The sequence below is a fragment of the Methylobacterium sp. CM6247 genome (assembly GCF_054817925.1).
Genome location: NZ_JBTXKX010000003.1, coordinates 619033 through 637856 on the forward strand (window position 1 = coordinate 619033; position 18824 = coordinate 637856).

At 68.0% G+C, this 18824-nt stretch carries 18 protein-coding genes; 11 read left to right on the plus strand and 7 right to left on the minus strand.

Features of this window, described 5'->3' with window-relative positions:
• The first annotated feature begins 107 nt into the window (after nucleotides 1–107).
• The 6 genes from ACYQOP_RS03740 to ACYQOP_RS03765 all read left to right on the plus strand — a co-directional run bounded on the left by ACYQOP_RS03740 (nucleotide 108) and on the right by ACYQOP_RS03765 (nucleotide 5232).
• Nucleotides 108–788 carry an orotate phosphoribosyltransferase gene (locus ACYQOP_RS03740; protein WP_461221208.1) on the plus strand — a complete coding sequence of 227 codons (681 nt, stop codon included), beginning with the start codon at nucleotides 108–110 and terminating at the stop codon, nucleotides 786–788.
• Nucleotides 785–2059 (plus strand): hydantoinase/carbamoylase family amidase, encoded by a 1275-nt coding sequence (locus tag ACYQOP_RS03745; RefSeq protein ID WP_461221209.1) that lies wholly within the window; start codon nucleotides 785–787, stop codon nucleotides 2057–2059. Before ACYQOP_RS03740 ends, ACYQOP_RS03745 begins: the two co-directional genes overlap by 4 nt.
• 168 nt (nucleotides 2060–2227) lie before the next feature.
• The gene (locus tag ACYQOP_RS03750; RefSeq protein WP_207410364.1) at nucleotides 2228–3016 is read left to right on the plus strand and encodes a transporter substrate-binding domain-containing protein; all 789 of its coding nucleotides are present in this window, start codon (nucleotides 2228–2230) and stop codon (nucleotides 3014–3016) included.
• A gap of 105 nt (nucleotides 3017–3121) precedes the next feature.
• Nucleotides 3122–3784, plus strand: coding sequence for an amino acid ABC transporter permease (locus tag ACYQOP_RS03755; RefSeq protein WP_461221210.1), 663 nt, complete (start codon nucleotides 3122–3124; stop codon nucleotides 3782–3784).
• Between the two features lie 9 nt (nucleotides 3785–3793).
• Nucleotides 3794–4435 (plus strand): amino acid ABC transporter permease, encoded by a 642-nt coding sequence (locus ACYQOP_RS03760; protein WP_419952935.1) that lies wholly within the window; start codon nucleotides 3794–3796, stop codon nucleotides 4433–4435.
• On the plus strand, nucleotides 4432–5232 hold the full coding sequence (locus ACYQOP_RS03765) for an amino acid ABC transporter ATP-binding protein (protein ID WP_056427772.1): 801 nt from the start codon (nucleotides 4432–4434) through the stop codon (nucleotides 5230–5232). Before ACYQOP_RS03760 ends, ACYQOP_RS03765 begins: the two co-directional genes overlap by 4 nt.
• Before the next feature lie 675 nt (nucleotides 5233–5907).
• Here ACYQOP_RS03765 and ACYQOP_RS03770 read toward each other — a convergent pair.
• On the minus strand, nucleotides 5908–6624 hold the full coding sequence (locus tag ACYQOP_RS03770) for a sulfate transporter family protein (protein WP_056427781.1): 717 nt from the start codon (nucleotides 6622–6624) through the stop codon (nucleotides 5908–5910).
• Between the two features lie 267 nt (nucleotides 6625–6891).
• On the opposite strand from ACYQOP_RS03770, the gene ACYQOP_RS03775 reads away from it, so the two are divergent.
• Together ACYQOP_RS03775 and ACYQOP_RS03780 are read left to right on the plus strand one after the other, a co-directional pair.
• On the plus strand, nucleotides 6892–8223 hold the full coding sequence (locus ACYQOP_RS03775; RefSeq protein ID WP_461221211.1) for a flavin monoamine oxidase family protein: 1332 nt from the start codon (nucleotides 6892–6894) through the stop codon (nucleotides 8221–8223).
• Nucleotides 8224–8402: 179 nt separating this feature from the next.
• Nucleotides 8403–9407 carry an HD-GYP domain-containing protein gene (locus ACYQOP_RS03780; RefSeq protein ID WP_461221213.1) on the plus strand — a complete coding sequence of 335 codons (1005 nt, stop codon included), beginning with the start codon at nucleotides 8403–8405 and terminating at the stop codon, nucleotides 9405–9407.
• A gap of 45 nt (nucleotides 9408–9452) precedes the next feature.
• On the opposite strand, the gene ACYQOP_RS03785 is transcribed toward ACYQOP_RS03780, so the two are convergent.
• The gene (locus ACYQOP_RS03785) at nucleotides 9453–9935 is read right to left on the minus strand and encodes a YaiI/YqxD family protein (protein WP_056427788.1); all 483 of its coding nucleotides are present in this window, start codon (nucleotides 9933–9935) and stop codon (nucleotides 9453–9455) included.
• Nucleotides 9932–11023: an adenylate/guanylate cyclase domain-containing protein gene (locus ACYQOP_RS03790; RefSeq protein WP_461221214.1), complete on the minus strand. Its 1092-nt coding sequence runs from the start codon at nucleotides 11021–11023 to the stop codon at nucleotides 9932–9934. The genes ACYQOP_RS03785 and ACYQOP_RS03790 overlap by 4 nt, the downstream gene beginning before the upstream one ends.
• Before the next feature lie 312 nt (nucleotides 11024–11335).
• Between ACYQOP_RS03790 and ACYQOP_RS03795 the strand changes: the two genes are divergently transcribed.
• Both ACYQOP_RS03795 and ACYQOP_RS03800 read left to right on the plus strand, forming a co-directional pair.
• On the plus strand, nucleotides 11336–12151 hold the full coding sequence (locus ACYQOP_RS03795) for a class I SAM-dependent methyltransferase (protein WP_461221216.1): 816 nt from the start codon (nucleotides 11336–11338) through the stop codon (nucleotides 12149–12151).
• 23 nt (nucleotides 12152–12174) lie between these two features.
• Nucleotides 12175–13422 carry a glycosyltransferase family 4 protein gene (locus tag ACYQOP_RS03800; RefSeq protein ID WP_461221218.1) on the plus strand — a complete coding sequence of 416 codons (1248 nt, stop codon included), beginning with the start codon at nucleotides 12175–12177 and terminating at the stop codon, nucleotides 13420–13422.
• Here the strand turns inward: ACYQOP_RS03800 and ACYQOP_RS03805 are convergent.
• Nucleotides 13362–14009, minus strand: coding sequence for an alpha/beta hydrolase (locus ACYQOP_RS03805; RefSeq protein WP_461221219.1), 648 nt, complete (start codon nucleotides 14007–14009; stop codon nucleotides 13362–13364). The genes ACYQOP_RS03800 and ACYQOP_RS03805 overlap by 61 nt on opposite strands.
• 56 nt (nucleotides 14010–14065) lie before the next feature.
• Complete coding sequence (locus tag ACYQOP_RS03810) at nucleotides 14066–14998, minus strand: ring-cleaving dioxygenase (RefSeq protein WP_461221220.1); 933 nt, start codon at nucleotides 14996–14998, stop codon at nucleotides 14066–14068.
• 129 nt (nucleotides 14999–15127) lie between these two features.
• Here ACYQOP_RS03810 and ACYQOP_RS03815 point away from each other — a divergent pair, with 129 nt between their 5' ends.
• A complete protein-coding gene (locus ACYQOP_RS03815; RefSeq protein ID WP_461221222.1) occupies nucleotides 15128–16054 on the plus strand; it encodes a LysR family transcriptional regulator in 927 nt (308 codons plus the stop codon).
• A gap of 8 nt (nucleotides 16055–16062) precedes the next feature.
• On the opposite strand, the gene ACYQOP_RS03820 is transcribed toward ACYQOP_RS03815, so the two are convergent.
• A complete protein-coding gene (locus tag ACYQOP_RS03820) occupies nucleotides 16063–16638 on the minus strand; it encodes a PilZ domain-containing protein (RefSeq protein WP_056427806.1) in 576 nt (191 codons plus the stop codon).
• A 135-nt stretch (nucleotides 16639–16773) separates the two neighbouring features.
• A complete protein-coding gene (locus ACYQOP_RS03825) occupies nucleotides 16774–18696 on the minus strand; it encodes a sigma-54 interaction domain-containing protein (protein WP_461221223.1) in 1923 nt (640 codons plus the stop codon).
• Nucleotides 18697–18824: the final 128 nt, after the last annotated feature.

Sequence of the window (18824 nt, forward strand, 5' to 3'; positions counted from 1 at the left end):
CCGTCGCGGAATGCGATGCCTCGACGTCGGAGATTGAACTTCTCGGGCCCCGAGCCCCTGCCTAGGTTGCGGCCTCGCTTCCCCCGACACTCCCGGAAAACGTCGCGATGTCCTCAACCTTCCAGCCGGCCGCGTCCTCCGCGCGGGTGGCCCAGGCGCTGGTGCAGGTCGGTGCCGTGCGCCTCACCACCGGCCAGCCCTTCATCTACACCTCGGGCTGGGCGAGCCCGGTCTATGTCGACACCCGCCTGCTGATGTCGGATGTGGCCCTGCGGACCCTGGCGATGGATCACGCGGCCGCGCGCCTCGCCGGGACTGTCGCCGAGAGCGGCGTCAACGCGATCATCGGCGCGGAGAGTTCCGGCATCGCCTTCGCGGCCTGGATCGCCGAGCGACTGCGCCTGCCGCTTCTCTACCTGCGCAAGAAGCCGATGGGCTGGGGCCAGGAAGCCCGCCTGGAAGGACGCCTGCCCCACGAGGCCCGCCTTCTCCTCGTCGACGATGTCACCACGGACGGCCGCTCCAAGATCGCGGCGGCCCGGACTCTGCGCGAGGCCGGAACCGCGATCGCCGACGTCCTCGTCGTGGTCGATTACGGGATCTATCCCGATTCCGCCGCGCGCTGGGCCGAGCATGCCCTGGCCCTCCACGCCCTCACGACGTGGCGCGACCTCCTCGCCGCTCTGCGGGAGGCCGGGGACCTCAGCGCGGAGGCCGGAGCGATGCTCGACGCCTTCACGGCGGCCCCGGTCGCGTGGTCCCTCGCCCATGGCGGAGTCGGCGCGTGAGCCGGCCCCTGCACTTGGCGAACCGCATCCTCGACACGGTGGCGGATCTCTCGCGCGACGGGCTCGGCGTCACCCGTGAGGCCTACGGCCCGGGCGAAGAGGCGGCGATGCGGGCCATCGAGGGCTTCGCCGCCGAACTCGGCCTCGCGGCGGAGCGCGATCGCTTCCAGAACCTCTGGCTGCGACTGCCCGAGGATGCGCGCTCCGAGCCGCCGGTCGTGATCGGCTCGCACCTCGATTCGGTGCCGCAGGGCGGCAATTTCGACGGTCTCGCCGGGGTCGTCGCCGGCCTGCTGGTGCTCGACCGCCTGCGCGGCCGGGCCGGACTGGCGCCGCCCCTGCGAGTCCTGGCCCTGCGCGGGGAGGAGAGCGCCTGGTACGGCAAGGCCTATACGGGCTCGCTGGCCCTCCTCGGCCGGCTGCCCGCCTCAGCCCTGGCCCTGCCCCATCGCGCCGGCCGAGGCACCCTCGGCGAGGCCATGGCCCGCAGCGGCGTCGATGTCGACGCGGTCTCGCGGGGCGAAGCGTTGCTGCGGCCGCACGAGATCGCCGCTTATCTCGAACTCCATATCGAGCAGGGGCCGGTGATGATCGCGCGGGGCTGGCCCTCGGCGGTGGTCACGGGCATTCGCGGCAACATCCGCCGCCACCGCATTCGCTGCGTCGGCGAGGCCGGGCATTCCGGGGCGGTGCCCCGCTGGCTGCGCAAGGACGCGCTCCTCGCGGTGGCCGAACTCCTGTCGAGCATGGACGAGCATTGGCGCGTGCTGCTCCAGATGGGCGTCGACCTCGTGATGACGGCGGGCATCTGCACGACATCCGTGCAGTCGCACGCCGTCTCGGTCATCCCCGGCGAAGTGACGTTCAGCTTCGAGATCCGAAGCCAGGATTCGGACACGCTGGCGCGGTTCGACCAGCTGTTCCAGGAGGCCTGCCGGGGCATCGCCGCGAGCCGGGGCGTCAGCTTCGACTTCGACTCGGCCCTCACCTCGGCCCCGGCCGCCATGGATGCGGGCTGGATCGCACGGCTGGAGGCGGCCGGCGCGGCGCGGGGCGCGCCGGTGGAGCGCGTCCCGAGCGGGGCGGGTCACGACGCCGCTGTCTTCGCCGGGTCCGGCGTGCCCGCCGCGATGGTGTTCGTGCGCAACGCCAACGGATCGCACAACCCGCATGAGACCATGGACACCGCCGACCTCCTCGACGGCGTCGACCTGCTCCTCACGGCGCTGACCGGGGCGGCGGCGAAGGACGTGTCCGGGCTCGCGGCTTGACGTTCGTCACGCCCTGTCCCCCGACCGCGCTGCCAAGTGCACAAGAATTGCACAGGCCTCGCGAATGCAGAGGCCCCCCGCAATCGCCGATGCCCCGCGGCGGTCTTCGCAGCGGCGGTCTCTGCAAGAAAGCTCGTTTCCCCAAGAGAGTTTGATTTGCCGATGTCCCTGACCAAACGCAGCCTCCTCCTCGCCCTCGGCCTGAGTTCCGCCCTGCTGTCGATGGGGAGCGTTCAGGCCCAGGAGGCGCTCGCGCAGATCGAGAAGTCCAAGGTCGTGAAGATCGGCGTGCCGGCCGATTACCCGCCCTACGGCTTCGTCGGCCTCGACCTGAAGCCGATCGGCCTCGACATCGATGTCGCCAACCTCATCGGGGCCAAGCTCGGCGCCACGGTGGAACTGGTGCCGGTGGTGAGCGCCAACCGCATCCCCTACCTTCAGACGAAGAAGATCGACCTCATCGTCTCGACGCTCGGCAAGAACGAGGAGCGGGTGAAGATCATCGATTTCAGCGCCGCCTACGCGCCCTTCTACCAGGGCGTGTTCGCGCTGAAATCCCTTCCCATCAAGAGCTTCGACGACCTCGCGGGCAAGTCCGTGGCGGTGACGCGCGGCGCCATGGAGGACGAGATGCTGGGCAAGGTCGCCCCCGCCTCCACCCAGATCCAGCGCTTCGAGGATCAGGCCGCCACCACCGCCGCCTTCGCGGCCGGGCAGACCCAGGTCATCGCCACCAGCGTCTCGAATATCGGCGTGCTCAGCCGCAAGAGCCCTAATCTCGGCATCGAGTACAAGCTGCTGCTGCGTGACAGCCCCTGCTTCGTCGGCATCGCCAAGGGCGAGGACGCCCTCTTGAAGAAGGTCAACGAGATCGTCCTGGCCGCCAAGGCGGACGGCACCCTCGAAGCCCTCTCGCAGAAATGGCTGAAGCGCGGGACCGGCGACCTCCCCCTGTAAAACCCGCCCTCGAGAACCTGCCGCTCTGAAACTCGCCCGTCCGCCGAGGGCCGTCCCGCTGGGCCGGCTCTCGCTCACGCCGCCTGCCGGGGTCCCCGACCGTCCATGCCGCTGCAACTCGACTTCGCGAGCATCCTCGCCCAGTGGCCCCTGCTCGTCCGGGGGGCGGCCTGGACCATCGGCCTGACGGCGGTCGCCACCCTGCTGGGGGGGATGATCGGCATTCTCTGCGCCTGGGCGCGGGCCAGCGGGCCGCGTCCGCTGCGCTGGCTCGCCGGCGCCTATGTCGAGCTGATCCGCAACACGCCCTTCATCGTGCAGCTATTCTTCATCTTCTTCGGCCTGCCGGAACTCGGGATCCGGCTCTCGCCCGCCGTGGCCTCGATCCTCGCCATGACCGTCAACCTCGGGGCCTACGCCACCGAGATCCTGCGCTCCGGCATCGAGGCGACGCCGCGCGGGCAGATCGAGGCCGCCGAGAGCCTCGCTTTGACGCGGGCGCAGGTCTTCACCCGGGTGGTGCTGCCCCCGGCTCTCAAGAAGGTCTGGCCGGCCCTGGTGAGCCAGATCGTCATCGTCATGCTGGGATCGGCCGTCTGCGGCCAGATCTCGACGGAGGAACTGAGCTACGCCACCAACCTGATTCAGAGCCGGAACTTCCGGGCCTTCGAAGCCTACATCGTCGGCACCCTGATCTACCTCGCCCTCGCGATCCTCGTGCGCAACCTGCTCAACTGGGCCGGACCGCGCTTCCTGTTCGGCCGGTAGGAGGTCGCCATGCCGGAATTCACCCTCTGGGACATCGTCCGTAACCTGCTCCTCGCCGCGCGCTGGACCGTGGCCCTCTCCCTGATCGCCTTCCTCGGGGGCACGATCGTCGGCCTCGGCCTCCTGCTCCTGCGGCTCTCCGGACGACGCGTCCTCGAGCGCGGCGTGGGCGCCTATGTGCAGCTCTTCCAGGGCACGCCCCTGCTGATGCAGCTTTTTCTCCTGTATTTCGGCCTTGCGATGGTGGGGGTGAACACCTCCGCCTGGCTCGCGGCCTGCGTGGCGCTGACCCTCTACGCCTCCGCCTACCTGACCGAGATCTGGCGCGGCTGCGTCGCCGCGATCCCGCGCGGGCAGTGGGAAGCCTCCGCCAGTCTGGCGCTGAGCTTCGGCCAGCAGTTCCGCCACATCATCCTGCCCCAGGCCTTGCGGATCGCGGTAGCGCCCACGGTGGGCTTCCTGGTCCAGGTGGTGAAGGGCACGGCGCTCGCCTCGGTGATCGGCTTCGTGGAACTCACGAAGGCCGGCGGCATGATCGCCAACGTCACTTACGAGCCGATGCTAACCTATGCCTGCGTGGCGGCGATGTACTTCGCCCTGTGCTTCCCCATCAGCCTCTATGCCCGTGTCCTCGAAAGGAAACTCGCATGAATGCCGTTCCCGAGCCGCTGCCGACGGGCGGCCTCGCCGGTACGCCCCACACCCGGGTCGGCGCCCCGATCCTGCGGATCACGGCATTGCGCAAATCCTACGGCACCCACGAGGTCCTGCGCGGCATCGACCTCGACGTGGCGCGCGGCGAGGTGCTGGCGATCATCGGCAAGAGCGGCTCCGGCAAGAGCACGCTCCTGCGCTGCATCAACGGACTGGAGGTGTTCCAGCACGGCTCGCTGATCGTCGACGGGAAGCACCTGCTCTACGACAACGCCAAGGCCATGCGTGAGCTTCGCCAGGGCGTCGGCATGATCTTCCAGAACTTCAACCTGTTCCCGCATCTCTCGGTGGGGCGCAACGTCATGCTGGCGCCGCACCTCGTGAAGAAGCGCGGGGGCCCCGAGAACGAGGCCCGCGCCCGCCAGCTCCTCGCCCGCGTGGGTCTGGCGGAGAAGTTCGACGCGATGCCGGACAAACTCTCCGGCGGGCAGCAGCAGCGCGTGGCCATCGCCCGGGCGCTGGCCATGGATCCGGCGATCATGCTCTGCGACGAGATCACCAGCGCGCTGGACCCCGAACTCGTCGGCGAGGTCCTTCGGGTGGTGGAATCGCTGGCCGAGGAGGGCATGACCCTCCTGATGGTCACCCACGAAATGAACTTCGCCCGCAAGGTCGCCGACCGGGTGATCTTCATGCATCAAGGGCTGGTCCACGAGATCGGCCCGCCCGCGGAGGTGTTCGGCGCTCCGAAGACGCCCGAGCTGCGCCAGTTCCTGTCGTCGCTGCACGATTGAGGATGCTGGCGATGCCAAGGAGGCGAACCTCGTCGGGCTGCAGGAGCCGCGGATCACAGCCCATCTGGCTCCGGGGCGGGGGTGTCACGGCGAGACGGATGGGGCCGGTCGCCGGAAGCTGACGAAGACGTCCCCGATGCGTGCGATGACGGCACGGTTTAAGCGGCGGGCGGCCGCTGGAAGCAGGTGGTCGAGCGCGTGTTTGGGTAGATCGAGCAGACCCGAGGCTCGCGCCGGTTCCTACCCCGAGGCCTCGACAAGATCTGGGGCGCATGAGCGATGATCTGCACCGTCGGCAACTTCCTCAAGCTGGCGAAGGCCGGGAAGTGAACCCAAAGCAAGTGACATGACCGCCAAAATTTCCATGCCAATCCCGACGCGCGAAGCCATTACTTAGACAGACGCGGTGATTGGGGTCCGGCCGCGGGTCCGCTGAAGGCGGCTGCTCCTATCGAGATGTGGGATCGTGGGCGTGGTTGCATCGCCACAACATCAGGACGGATCACCCATGACGCACCCTTCCCGGATTTTACGTCCCCCTTGAAGAGACCGCCATCTGTGTGGTCGACGAGGCAGGTCGGAACATTGAGTAGCCGAGAGCCTTCGGCCAAGGGCAGGCCCTACAACTCCGATCTCGACCTCAGATTTTGGCGACGACCTGCCCTGAACGGGGCATTATCCGAGCCGCTTGCGCGGATCCGGTCCGGTCAAGGCAGCCTTCCGGCTCAATCCCTTATGGACATGCACCATGAGGGCGATACCGAAGAGCGGCGTCAGCAGGTTGAGGACGGGCACCACCATCAGCCCCGCCAGCATGGCGCCGGCTGTCATGGTGGTCATTCCGAAATGCCGGCGCATCTCCCCCGCTTCCGCCATGGGCCGGAAGCGCCCGGCGGCGAGTTCGAAATACTCGCGTCCGAGCAGGTAGGTGTTGGCGAGGAAGAACGCCACGAGGTTCACGCCCGGCACGAAGAACAGGATCAGCGCCACGAGGTTGACCAGCAGGGCGAGCCCCGCGAAGCGCAAGGCGTAGAGCATCGCCGAGCCGATCGGCAGTGCCGTGCCCGGGGCGTCACCGGGAAAATCGGTGCGCTCCACGATGGCCGCCGCGTCGTCGAGGAAGTAGCCCGCGACCAGGATCGAGACCGCCGGCATGACATAGGCGAGGCCGATGAACAGGCCGGCGCCGGCGAAGAAGACCGCCAGGGTATCCAGGAACGGATAACTCGCCGAGAGATGATGGTTCGCCAGGAACCAGTCGATCGCCTTGGTGAGGCCGGCCCAGATCAGGATGAGAAGCCCGATCGTCAGGGCGAGCGACTTCCACAGGATGGCGCGCAGAGGCGGCGAAAGCACCTGCCTGAGGGCAGCGTAGGCAGCCTGAATGAGCATGGCGGCCGAATCCTTGTTCCGCACGAGGGAAGACGGGTGCCCGGACAGGCCCGGCCGTCAGCGCCGGGTTCTGGCGTCGCCTGCGCTGAGGCGCAACCCCGGCCGGTCTTTCGCGGTGCGGCATGGCCTCTCCAACGATGCGACATGAAGGACGAGCCTCACACGAGTCCGTGCAATGTTCTCCCACCGTAACGGCTGGTAGAGAATCACCACGCACTCTCCCCCCGCTTCGCCGATCACGGACATTTCCCGGAAACAACCCTCCGCATGGTCCCCACACCCCGTCCCGCCCATAGCCATTTGCGGCAGAGCATCGCGCCGCGCCTGGCACCGCTGCCCGACCACGCGGATGTGATCGTGGTCGGCGCGGGCGCCGCCGGCATCGCCGCGGCGCGGACCCTCACGGAGCGGGGCATCTCGGTGGCGGTGCTGGAAGCTCGCGATCGGATCGGCGGTCGGCTGATCACCACGATGCTGCGCGGCCACCCGGTGGATCTCGGCGGGCATTGGCTCCATGCCGGACCGATCAATCCGCTGGTTCGCCTGGGCAAAGCGCGTGGCGAGCCCCTGCGGGTCGCCGCGCAGGAGGGACACCTGCTCGTGTGGGGCCGGAAAGGACGCCGGGCGGAAGTCGCGGCCCATGCCCGTGCCTTCTCGGTAGCCGATCGCGCCCTAACCAGCCAGGCCGGCCTCGAAGGCCCCGACCGCCCGGCGTCCAGTGCCCTACCGCCCGGTCTGGGCCCTTGGGCGGAACGCATCGCCCTCGTCCACGGCCTCGTCTCCGGGCGTCCCCTCACGGAGATCTCCCTCCACGACTTCCCCAGCATGGAATACGGCGACAATTACTTCATCGCCGGCGGCTTCGGCGGCTATCTCGCCCGTCTGGCGCAGGGGCTTCCCATCGCCCTGAACACGCCGGTCGTGCGCATCGACTGGTCGGGAACCGGTGTCACCGTGGAGGTGGCGGACGGATCGGTGCGGCGGGCCGCGGCGGTGATCGTGACGATCCCGATGATGGTGCTACGCGCAGCACCGCTCTTCACCCCGTCCCTGCCGCCCAAGACGCGCGCGGCCATCGACGGGTTCTCCAGCGGGATCTACGAACACGCCGTGCTGCACTGGCCGTCCGCACCCTTCCTCGGGCGCGACCGGCTCGCCGCCCTGACGGGCGGACGCCACAAACCTCCCGGACTGCTCACACGGGTGGATGGGACGCCGTTTCATCTGTTCGAACTCGACACGCCGATGATCCAGTCCCTGGATGCCCGGGGCCGGAACCCGGATTCTGTCCGGCGCCTCGTGCGCGCTGTCCTGGCGGACCATGTCGGCCATCGCGCCCTGCACGATCTTTCCATTCCGGCCATCAGCGAGTGGCGCCACGACCCCTGGTCGCTCGGTTCATGGGCCGTGGTCCCGCCCGGACATGCTCCGGCACGAACGCAACTTCAGGCATCGCTGGGCAACAAGATCTGGTTCGCCGGGGAGGCGCTGTCCCGTCTGCAATGGGGAACCGCCGGTGGAGCCTATGAAGAAGGTATGAGAGCGGCGAATGAAGCTGCAACCTCCATTTCGACACATCTCAAGTTGCACGCTCAGTAGGTCACGCCCTGTCGAATGTCACTTTGTACTTTTATCATTATGCATCATGACTGGATTAAGCTTCTTTCCATGTTTGCAAATTATCACGAACCCGCGGGTATCGCCGGATCTCGGGCTTAGTGCGAATGCTGGATGGGACAGTCCTATTAATCACAGACCGGCCGGACAGCAGCGAGATCTTGCGCGGCGAACTGAGCCTCGTAGCGGATTGCAAGGTCGTCCGGTTCGATGCGGCCTTCGACATCACGCGTGAGACGATTGGTGCGATATCCGATGTGACCCTCGCTCGACGCGACGCCGTGACCGCCATGCGCCGGGCCTTCGCGAAGCTCAACGGCGCGGACGTTCCCATCATCTGCCTCTTGCGCAATACGAGCGAGAACGGCCTACGCGATGCCAAGAACCTCGGCGCGACGTGCTGCCTCTCGGCGCACACGCCCCCCGCCATGGTCGCCCGCACGATGATGACGCAGGTGATCCAGGACCGTGCGGACAAGCCGGTGCGGAGCATCGAGCGCGGCGTGGCACGGGCCACCGAAGTCCTGACCCGCCTGTTCGATGGCGCCCGATCGAACGGCCCGGTCGCTCTGGCACAGGTCGATGCCAGCCTCGAACCGATCATCGAAGCGGTTCGCGACGGCGGATTGACCCGTTGGCTCGACCGGGTCTGGACGCATGATGACGCCACCTACCAGCATTGCCTGCTGGTGGCAGGCGTTGCCGCCAAGTTTTCGCTTCACCTCGGCTTCTCGGCCAGCGACCGCAATCACTTCGTCCGCGCCGCTTTGCTCCACGATCTGGGGAAAGCCCGGATTCCGCTGGCGATCCTCAACAAGCCGGGCCGGCTCGACGAAGGAGAGATGACGGTCATGCGCACGCACCCGGTCATCGGCTACGAGAAGCTGAAAGCGGCCGGCTGCGATGCCCTCACCCTCGGCGCCGTGCGGCATCATCACGAGATGCTCGACGGTTCGGGCTATCCCGACCGCCTCAGCGGGGATTCCATCGGCGATACCGTGCGGCTGATGACGATCTGCGACATCTACTCGGCGCTGACCGAGAAACGCGCCTACAAGCCGGCCATGCCGAACGCCGTCGCCATGGCGATCCTCTCGGACATGAAGGGTCGGCTGGAGGACAGGCTGGTCCAGTCCTTCGGCGAGGCCATGGGGAACGGCTCGTGACGAAGCCGAAACGAATCCCGGACGCGGCTCGGGACAGGGCGAACCTCAGCCGAAGCCGCCCCGCTTGAGCCGCATCACGGTCCGATCCAGCGCGCCGAGATAGGCGGAGCGGTCCCGGGCCGAGAACGGTCGCGGACCGCCCGTGACCGTGCCCGCCTCGCGCAGGTCCTGCATCAGGTTGCGGGTGGCGAGGGCGAGGCCGATCCCGCTCTCGCTGAAGGGCTTCCCGGTCGGCGCGAGCACCTCGGCACCCGCCTTCACGCATCGGCTCGCCAGAGGCACGTCCGAGGTGACGACGACGGCCCCCGGCCGGGCGCGCTCCGCGATCCAATCGTCGGCGGCGTCGAAACGATCGCTCACGACGACGCGCTCGATCCAAGGCTCGCGCGGCAGGGTGATGAAGCTGTTCGCCACCACGTAGACATGCAGGCCGTAGCGGCCGGCGACCCGGTAGGTCTCGTCCTTCACCGGGCAGGCATCGGCGTCGATGTAGACGACGATCGAACGGTCGGCGGCCGGCTCGCTCATGCGGACGCCGCCAAGGGCGCGGGCAAGGGCGCGGCCACGCTCCGTCCGCCCTCGGCCTCCTCGAGCGCCGGAACCACCCGCTCCAGAGTCGAGACGGCGAGGGGCTGGCCCCGGCCACGCAGGGCGTGGGCGCCGAGCGAGCGGGCGTGGATGCCCTCGGGCAGGCGCGGAAGGCGGGCGAGGAGATCGTCCGAAATCAGGATCTCGGTGCCCAGGGGCCGGCACAGGGCCTCGATCCGCGAAGTCACGTTCACCGTGTCGCCGAAATACGCGATCTTGTGCCGGTCGACCCCGACTTCGGCCGTGACGATGGAGCCGCCATGCAGCGCCGCCCGCAAACGGGGTACGACGCCGAAGCGGGCCTGCCAGATCGACGCCTCGGCCTCGATCCTATCGAGGACGTCGAACACGCAGGCGACGCAGCGCCCGTCCTTGAGGCCCCGCTCCATCGGCCAGGTGATCATGGCCATGTCGCCGATGTAATCGTCGGTGGATCCGTGGTTGCGGCGCACGGGCTCGGCGAGGGCGGCGAAGACCGCACCGAGATAGGCCTGGGCCTTCAGGTCGCCATGGGTCTCGGCGAAGGCGGTGGAGCCGACGACGTCGAGGAAGAGGAAGATGCGGTCCTCGCGCACCGGCTTGTGATAGCGGCCGACGAGAAAGTTCACGAACACCTCGCCGCCGATGAGATCGCGCATGCGGATGACGAAGACGAGCATCGCCGATACTGCCAGCGAGTAGGCGAGGACCCGCGGCGTGATCTTGACGGCGTCCTTGAGCGCGTCCCCGGTCAGGCCCAGGGCCCAGACGACGAGGCCCCCGAGCGCGATGCCGCTGGCGATCATCAGGACATAGGCGAGCTCGGCCGTGAGCACGTAGATCTTCGCCGGCAACTGGCGCAGGCGCGCCTGAAGGCCGCCGAAGATCAGGCCACGGTCGAAGGCGAGGGTGGTCGCCCCCACCGCGAGGCCATAGATCACCCCGGCCAGCGGCGAGGCGCCGTTGGCGAACAGAAGGTCGTAGAGGAGCCCGGCGCCGCTGCAGGCGACGAGAATGAGCATCCAGAACCAGCGGTGCGGCGGTAGCATCAGGCGTCACCCCGGTCTGGCTCGTCACGAAGACGATGGCGTCGCGCGGGGAGAAGCAAGGCGTGGCATCCTTCGGAAGGCCATCGTCGGAAGACGCGGGTGAGTTACCGCGCCGAGACGACCGGCCCACCCTGAACAACGGTCCATGATGGCGCGATTAAGGCCATGGGCCGTTAAGGCTGCCTTCGAAATTCATTGACCGCCCGGAAGACCGTGAGATCTCCGTAACCGGGTACGCTTTAGGCTCGTTGTCAGACAGGCAGCCCTCACTGCTGCAACGCGGCTCGACCGCTTCAGAAGGCGCGCATCGCGATGAGCATGACGAGTGCGAACCCGGATCCGACCACCCCCAAGGCGTCGGCCACACGCCCGCTGGTGGCCCCGCGCGACATCCGCGCCATCGCGCGCGGCCTCGGCTATTCCCCCGACTGGAACTGGAGCTGGGAGAACTACAAGAACACGATCGTCGCCCTCACCAACGAGTACGACCTTCGCGACCATCTCGAGATCGGCGGCGGGCGCGACCCGGTCTTCCAGCCGCCCGAGCTGCTGCGTCACGGGATCAAGGTGACGATCAACGACATATCGCAGAAGGAGCTCGATCTCGCGCCGCCCGAATTCTCGAAACTCTGCTGCGACATCGCCTCGCCTTCCACCCTCGACACCATCGGCCGAAACCGGTTCGACTTCGCCTATTGCTCGATGGTGATGGAGCATGTGCCGGACGTGGCGCAGATGTGGCGCAACATCCATGGCCTTCTAACCCCGGGCGGCGCAGCGCTCAGCTTCTTTCCCACCCTGTTCGCCCCGCCCTTCGTCGCAAACCAGCTCATGCCGGAGGCCCTGTCGCGCGCCGTGCTCCACACCCTGTTCCCGGACCGCAGGGACGATGGCGGCAACCCGAAATTCCCGGCGCATTACAATTACTGCCGGGGCAGCGAGGCGGTGATCGTGCCGCTCCTGAAGGAGATCGGCTTTCGCGAGATCGTCGTGCTGCCGTTCTACGGCTACAGCTACTTCCACAAGCTGCCCGGCCTGCGCCAGATCGACGACGCATTCACCCGCCTCGCCCGGAGCCGCGACTGGCGGACCTTCACGAGCTTCGCTTTCGTCATCGCGCGTAAATGACCATCACCCGGTCCGATGCGGTCATGAATGTCATCATCGTCGCCGATCACGCCTTCATCAACGGTGGGCAGGCGAAAGTCGCCATCGAGAGCGCCCTCGGCCTCGCGGGACGCGGCCACCGGGTCTTGTTCTTCGCAGCCGTCGGCCCGGCCGATCCGCGTCTGGCGGCCGCCGGTATCGAGGTGATCGTGCTTGGCCAGACCGACGTGGCGCTCACGACCTCGCTCGCCAGTTTCGGCGTGCAATGGCTCTGGAACCGGCCGGCGGCGCTCCGCCTCCAAGCGCTTCTCTCCGGCTACGATCCGGAAGACAGCGTCGTCCACGTCCATGGCTGGGCCAAGGCCCTGTCGCCCTCCATCGGGCCGGTGCTCAAGGCGACGAGGGTGCCGGTGGTGTTCACCATGCACGAATACTATCTCGCCTGCCCCAATGGTGGCTTCTACGATTACCCGATCTCGGCCGCCTGCCACCGCACTCCGCTCTCGCCCGCCTGCATCGCCTACAATTGCGATTCCCGGAGCTACGCCCGCAAACTGATGCGGGTCGGCCGCCATGCCTTGATGCGGGGGTCGGGGCTGGTGGGCAGCGCGGCCACCGTCATCACCATCAGTCGGCTGCAGAAGACCGTTCTCGCCCCCTACCTACCGAAACGGACACGCTATTTCGAGGTCTCCAACCCGGTGGACGCGGAGCCCCTCGGGCGGAAGGCGGAGCGGCCGCTGGGCGACATCGTCTTCGTCGGGCGGGTCTCGCCCGAGAAGGGCGCGAACGTCTTCGCCGAGGCCGCCCGCCTCGCCGGGCAGACGGCCGTCTTCATCGGCGACGGCCCGCAGCGGGCGCAACTGGAGTTGGACTATCCGGAGGCCCGCTTCCTCGGCTGGAAGAACCCGGCCGAGGTCAAGGCGCTGATGCGCGCGGCCCGCGCCCTCGTCTTCCCCTCGGTCTGGTACGAGGGCCAGCCCCTCACCGTGCTCGAATCCCTGGCGGCGGGGACGCCGGTGATCGTCAGCGACATCTGCGCCGGACGGGAAGCGGTGGAGGACGGCGTCAACGGTCTCTGGTTCGCGTCCGGCAAACCGGAGTCCCTCGCCGCCGCCCTCCTACGCCTCGCCGACGACGCGGAGGCGCGCCGGATGTCGGATGCGGCCTACGACCTGTTCTGGGCCGATCCGCTGACCCTCGACCGGCATCTCGACGGGATCGAGGCGGTCTACCGAAGCAGCCTCGCTTCCGCGCGCTCCCCCTCGACCATCCGGGCCATCCACGCCTGAACCCCCGTGATGTCGGCCTGGCCGAGCCCGTGCCCGGCCGGCTGGATGTCGTGCGTCACATCCGCCCCGGCCCGGCCGAGGATTCCGGCGAGACGCGCGGCGTTGTCGGCCGACACGATCGGATCGGCCATGCCCGACAGCATCAGCACGGGCGTGCCGGTCAGGTCGGGAACGGGCGGCTCCGCCAGCGGCATCATCGGCCGGAGCAGCGCCGCTCCCGCCAGCACGCCCGGATGAAGCAGGAGAAGGGCGGCGGCGATGTTGGCGCCGTTGGAGAAGCCGAGCGCCACCGGGGCCGCGATTCCATAGGCCTCACGGGCCTCCGCGATGAAATCCGCGAGGTCCCGCGCACGGCGCCGGAGGTCGGCCTCGTCGAAGACACCCTCGGCGAGACGCCGGAAGAAGCGCGGCATGCCGTTCTCCAGGACGGGTCCGCGCGGCGACAGCAGGGCGGAGCCCGGCGAGACGGCGCGACCCAGGGGCAGCAGGTCGCTCTCGTCGCCGCCGGTGCCGTGGAGCAGGAGGAGCGGAGGCGAGCCGACCACGGTCGCGGGCTCGAAACGGTGAGTGAAGGACAGCTTGGTCATGACGGCCTCGCGAAAAGTGCGTGGGAACCGCCCCTCCTCGCGGAGGGGCGGCCGTGTCAGGCGATGACGGGGAGAACCTCCTCGATCCGCGCACGGTGCGCTTCGAGGAAGGCGGGGAGCTTGAGCGCCTCGCCCAGCGTCTCGGCCGGCTCGTCGACGGCAAAGCCCGGAATGTCGGTGGCGATCTCGCACAGCACGCCGCCGGGCTCGCGGAAGTAGACCGAGCGGAAATAGGCGCGGTCCCGCTGCTCGGTCACCTGCAGGCCATGGGTGCCGGTGAGATCGGCCACCATGGCGGCCTGCTCGGCACCGTCCTTCGCCCGGAAGGCGATGTGATGGACCGAGCCGGCACCGGGCCGGCCGCGCAGGAACTCGCCCACCGCCCGGAGGGTGACGAACCCACCGACGCCGCTGCCATTGGCGTAGCGGGTCATCGCCCCGTCGCGCCCGGCCTCGGAGAAGCCGAACACCCCGGTGAGGATCCGCGCCGTCGGCTCCGCCTCGTTGAGGAGCAGGGTGACGCCGTGGAAGCCTCGGATGGCGTGCTCGGCCGGAACCTCGGCACCGGTCCAGGAAGGCGTCCCCTCGGTGGCCTCGTCGACCCCGACCAGGGCCAGCACCATCCCGTCGGGATCGCGCAGGCGAAGGACCGGCTCGCCGAAGAGCTGGACCAGCGCGTCGTGGTCGACGCCCTTCTCGATCAGCCGGTGGGTCCACCAGCCGATGGAGGCGCGGGGAACGCGGAAGGCGGTCTCCTGCGTCTCGCCGATCCCGACCCGTCCCCGCGCGGCATGGGCGACGGGAAAGAACGTCAGGATCGTGCCGGGCCGGCCGGCATCGTCGCCGTAATAGAGGTGATAGGTCGAGGGATCGTCGAAATTGACGGTCTTCTTCACCAGGCGCAGGCCGAGGACGCGCCGGTAGAAATCGAGGTTGCGCTGGATGTCGCCGGCATAGGCGGTGACGTGGTGCAGGCCGTTATCGGACATGATCGTGTCTCCCGGACGCGCTGGCCGGTGGATGAGCACCGCGCCGCTTCGTGATGACGACAATCTGGGGCTTGGCATGCCGCATGAAAACAGAAACGATGGAAACCTATCGTTTCTGGAAATGCGCCTATGAAACTGCCGGATTTCGAAGCCTGGGCGATCTTCGCGAAGGTCGCCGAGAGAGGGTCCTTCGGGCGGGCGGCGGATGAACTCGGGCTGTCGAAGGCCACGGTCTCGAAGGCGATCACCCGCCTCGAAGCCCGGATCGGCGGCCGCCTGTTCCACCGGACCTCGCGCAAGATCGCCCTGACGGAGATGGGCCATGCGGCGCGGGACGGCGCCGCGCGCATCCTCGCGGAGGGCGAAGCGGCGGAAGCTCAGGCCACGGCCTCGTCATCGGTTCCGCGCGGCATGGTGAGGCTGGCCGCCCCCATGTCGTTCGGGATCCTCCACGTAGCCCCGATCCTTCCGGATTTCCTCAGTCAGTATCCGGAGGTCTCGGTGGACCTCCATTTCAGCGATGCCCTCGTGGATCTCGTAGGCGGGGGCTTCGATATCGGCCTGCGCATCGCCGCGCTGGCGGATTCCTCCCTGCGGGCGCGGCGCCTCTGCCTCGTGAACCGCGCCCTCGTTGCGTCGCCGGATTATCTCGACCGGCATGGCAAGCCGGACCATCCGCGCGATCTCGCCCGCCACGCCTGCCTCGGCTACGCCTATCTACCGAGCCCGGACCGCTGGATCTTCACCAACCGCGAGGGCGAGGAGGCGGTCATCCTTCCCGCCGGGCCGCTGCGGGCCAACAATGCCGACGCCCTGACTCCCGCCCTTCGCGCCGGGCTCGGCCTCGCCGTCCAGCCGGATTTCATGGTCTGGGAGGATCTTCGGGCCGGGCGGCTCGAACGGGTGCTGCATGGATGGGAGCTTCCGCCCATCGCCCTGCATCTGGTCACGCCGCCGGGAGACCCGCGCCCGGCCCGCGTGCTTGCGCTCATAGCCTTCCTGACAAGCCGGTTCGCGGCGGCACCCTGGTCGAACGGCGCCGCCGCACAACCCTGAGACCGCAATCAGAGCACGACATGCGGGCCGACCGCGTCTTCGTGGAGCGGCGAGAGAAACGACGCGCCGATGCCGTTGTCGAACCGACGGGCGACCTTGGCCCTGGTGTTTCCGATGACGATCAGCGTGCCGACGTCGAGGGGCTCCTCCATGGAAACGGCCACACCCGATGCCGAGATGTTGATGACACGGCCGGGAAGCATCGATCCGGCCTCGGTCGTGACCAGCACGTCCTGGATCTCCGGCACGATACGCGGATGGATGCGTGTCACCAGGGGCTGTGGATTCTGCGATTTGGCGACGCTGAGGAGGCTCTGCACCACCAGCCCGAGGGGATGGTCGGCGCTGAGCACGCGGATGGCGAAGGAAGCGGCCTCTGCTCGCACGACGATGGCTTCGAGGGATCCGGCATGGCGGATACTGCAGGTCAATCGCTCATCGACGGCGGGTACGACCGATGACTTGAAACGAATGCCGTCCGAGGAGAGATCGTCGGTGACCGCATAAAAATTCTGCCGATGCCGCCCCCAGCAAAGAGCCGGCAGGATGACCTTGTATCGCGCCTCCGACCGCCTCTCGCTCATCACATCCCTTTTTGTGTTGAGCACTTTTATGCTGGCGACTCTTCAAGCGAAGCTTTCACAATCGAGAAAATTCGATTCAATATCCTACATCAACAACTCGGACCATCCGAGATACACGCAGGACGAGTTGATCGACTAGAACCGAGCTTTGTCGTTAGAGCGGCCTACACCCGTCAGGCCATGCACTTTGATGCGGGAGGCGAGCGTCGTCGGCTTGACGCCGAGCAGTTCGGCCGCCCCTCCGGCCCCGAAGACGCGGCCCTTGCTCAAGACCAGGGCGGCGGAGATATCGGCCCGGTCGCGCGCCCTTCGCTCGGCCTCGGTGGCGGGGGTGAGGCCAGGTGAGACCTCGCCCTGCGGGCGCCTGCCCTCGAGGGGACCAGGGCTCTCGGCCTCGGGCAGGTCGAACCGCAACCGCCCGCGCACGGCCAGGATCGCTGCCCGCTCGACGATGTTCTCCAGCTCGCGGACATTTCCGGGCCAGTCGTAGCGCGCCAGGCGGCGGACATCGCCTTCCGTGAGACGCAGGTCGGGCATGGCGAGCCGCCGGGCCACGCCCTTCAGGAAGTGCTGGGCGATGAGGGGAATATCCTCCGGCCGCTCGCGCAGGGGCACGGCCGCGATGGGAAACACGTTGAGGCGGAAATAGAGATCCTCGCGAAAGCGCCCCCGCTTCACCTCGGCCTTGAGGTCGCGGTTGGTGGCGGCCACGAGACGGACGTCGACGAGGCGGGTCCGTTCCTCGCCGATCCGCTCGAACTGGCGCTCCTGCAGCACGCGCAGGAGCTTGCCCTGCAGGTCGATGGGAATTTCGCCGACCTCGTCGAGGAACAGGGTGCCGCCATCGGCGAGTTCGAAGCGCCCGACCCGGTCGCGCAGAGCCCCGGTGAAGGCGCCCCTTGCGTGGCCGAAGAACTCGCTTTCGAACAGTTCACGCGGGATCGCCGCGCAATTCACCCGGATCAGCGGCCGGTCCCGGCGGCGGCTCGCCTCGTGGATGGCGCGGGCGATGAGCTCCTTGCCGGTGCCGGATTCGCCGGTGACGAGGACGGTGGCGTCGGTGCCGGCCACGAGGCCGATCTGCCGGAGGGTCGCCTCGATGGCCGGAGAACGGCCGATGATGCCCTGGTGGTGCCCCCCCTCGCGGATTTCCTCGCGCAGATAGGCGTTCTCGAGTTCCAGGCGCTGGCGCAGGGAATCGACCTCCGCCAGGGCCTGGCGCAGGCGCTCGTCGGCCTCCCGCCGCTGGCTGATGTCGCGGAACACGATGACCGCGCCGAGGAGCCGGCCCCGGTCGCGGATCGGCGTCGACGTGTATTCCACGAAGATCGGGGTGCCGTCCCGGCGCCAGAACACCTCGGTATCCACCTGATGCACGGCCCCATCGCGGAAGGCGGCATAGATCGGGCAATCCTGATGCGGGTAATGGCAGCCATCCGGGTGGCTGTGATGGACGGTGGCATGCATGTCGCGCCCGACGAGGTCGGCCGCGTCCCAGCCCAGCATGCGCTCCGCCGCCGGGTTGATGAAGGTGGTGATGCCTTCGGCATTGACCCCGTAGATGCCCTCGCCGGCCGCGCGCAGGATCAGCTGGTTCTCGCGCTCGATATCGCGAAAGATCCGCTCCATCCGCTGCCACTCGGTCAGGCCGGCGCGCATATGCGCATCGGCCTCCGTATCCACGAGGCGGCGGCGTCGCTCGTCGAGGTCGAACAGGCTGACGAGGAGGAGCGCCGGCTCGCCCGGCAGGATCGTCCCGCTATATTCCACATGGAGGCCGTGCCCCTCCGCGTGCCTCGGCGAGAGGGCGTGAGTCCAGTCGCGCCCCCGCGCCTGCACGGCCTGGGTGAAGACGATCAGCGTCGGCACCTGGTCGGGATGAAGGCCGGTGACGCGCATGCCCCGCAGGACATCGGGATCGTAGCCGAGCAGCCGCGCGGCGGCCGGGTTGGCGTCCCGGATCTCGTCGGCCACCGGATCGAGCACCAGCATCGCCTCCGCTGCCCTGTCGAAGGCGGGGCCATAGGCCGAAGCAGGCGGCGCGACTGAGTTTTCCATCACGATATCTCGTAGCATGCGTCACGAAAAACCGTAATCGACGATATTTCGTAATGTTCGTCTATCTCTCAAACCATTGTTCCGGTTGTGATTTTTAATGGAACCATGGATGGCACAGCGTTTGCCAT